The organism is Tenacibaculum sp. MEBiC06402 (assembly GCF_049239625.1).
Taxonomy (GTDB): domain Bacteria; phylum Bacteroidota; class Bacteroidia; order Flavobacteriales; family Flavobacteriaceae; genus Polaribacter.
In genome coordinates this window covers 1-1,227 of record NZ_JBMKKT010000024.1, presented here as the reverse complement: position 1 = coordinate 1,227, position 1,227 = coordinate 1, and the positions used below count along the sequence as shown (strand labels likewise).

Annotated in this window: 1 protein-coding gene; it reads left to right on the top strand. The window is 31.9% G+C overall.

The annotated features are described in order from the left end of the window. The coding region (locus tag ACOSP6_RS00215) for a DUF4365 domain-containing protein (RefSeq protein ID WP_422095665.1) at window positions 1-1,170 on the top strand (1,170 nt) is incomplete at its 5' end. Window positions 1,171-1,227: the final 57 nt, after the last annotated feature.

Here is a 1,227-nt window from a genome sequence, read left to right as displayed (position 1 = left end):
CTTCGGGACCTCAACGGAAATTCAATCTTATTAATTATCTTTCCACAACAACGGAAAACGACTCGCGTCCTTTTCCCGCAAAAAATCATACACAAATACGTTAGCTGTCATTTTAAAAAAACTATGAGATATAATCAAACTGAAAGAATTGGAATTAATGCTACCGAGCAGATTTTCATTAAAGAGTTTGATTGGGTTTTTAGAGAACAACCGATTGTAGACGTCGGAATTGATGCGCTAATTGAACAATCTGAAAACGGAAATCCTACAGGAAAATTTATCGCGCCTCAAATTAAATCCGGAAAAGGGAATTTTCACGTTTCTAATAAAGGATTGACCTATTACATTTCTAACATACATTACAACTATTGGTTAAACTTTGACATTCCAGTTTTACTGATTGCTCATATTCCTGAATGGGATAAAACTTTCTGGATAGAAATATCAGAACGGAACATTAAGAAAGTTAAAAAGAGATGGAAAATTGAAGTCCCAAATAAGAACCAATTAAACACAAAAGCGAAACGAAAAATAACCGAACTTTTAACGAACAAAGACTTTGAATACGAAACAATTAAGATTTTCAAAGGAGAAGACCTAGATGCACAAACGATTTTTGATATAGCGGAAAAGTCAAATTGTATTGCTGACTCTAACGAATCTACAACCAAAACCGTAGAACTGCTAGAAGAACTGACAGAAAAAACAAATGCGAGTAATGAAAAATTTGAACATTACAATGAAATTGGACAATCATTTAAATCACCACAAGTTGTTGCATCTGTTAAAACATATTCAAAAAATATCAATATCTATTCTAAACGATTAGAAAACGAATGTGAGATTTTTGCAGAAACATTCGGAGAAGGAATTTTTGCTTATGAACAAGCGATTATGATTCATTTTCTGATTACTAAAGACTTGGAAAACGTAAAAGAATCAATAAAAAGTGTTGAAAGAATTCCTTCTGCTCTTGATAATGCAATTGACGGAGTTGAGTTTATGCGAAATTCACTTTCGAAATTACCTAATGACTATAATAGTCTAAAGGAATCGAAAAAAACAATGCTATCTGTATTAGACTTAATAATTCGAGAATATAAAGTAGCAAAAACTATAGTTTTAGAATTAATGGAATCAGCAAAGGAATTATTAAAAAACAACAGCTAACAATGTATAACCGTAATTACGGCGGATTCGACTTCGTCTGAATCCACTCGGTAATTA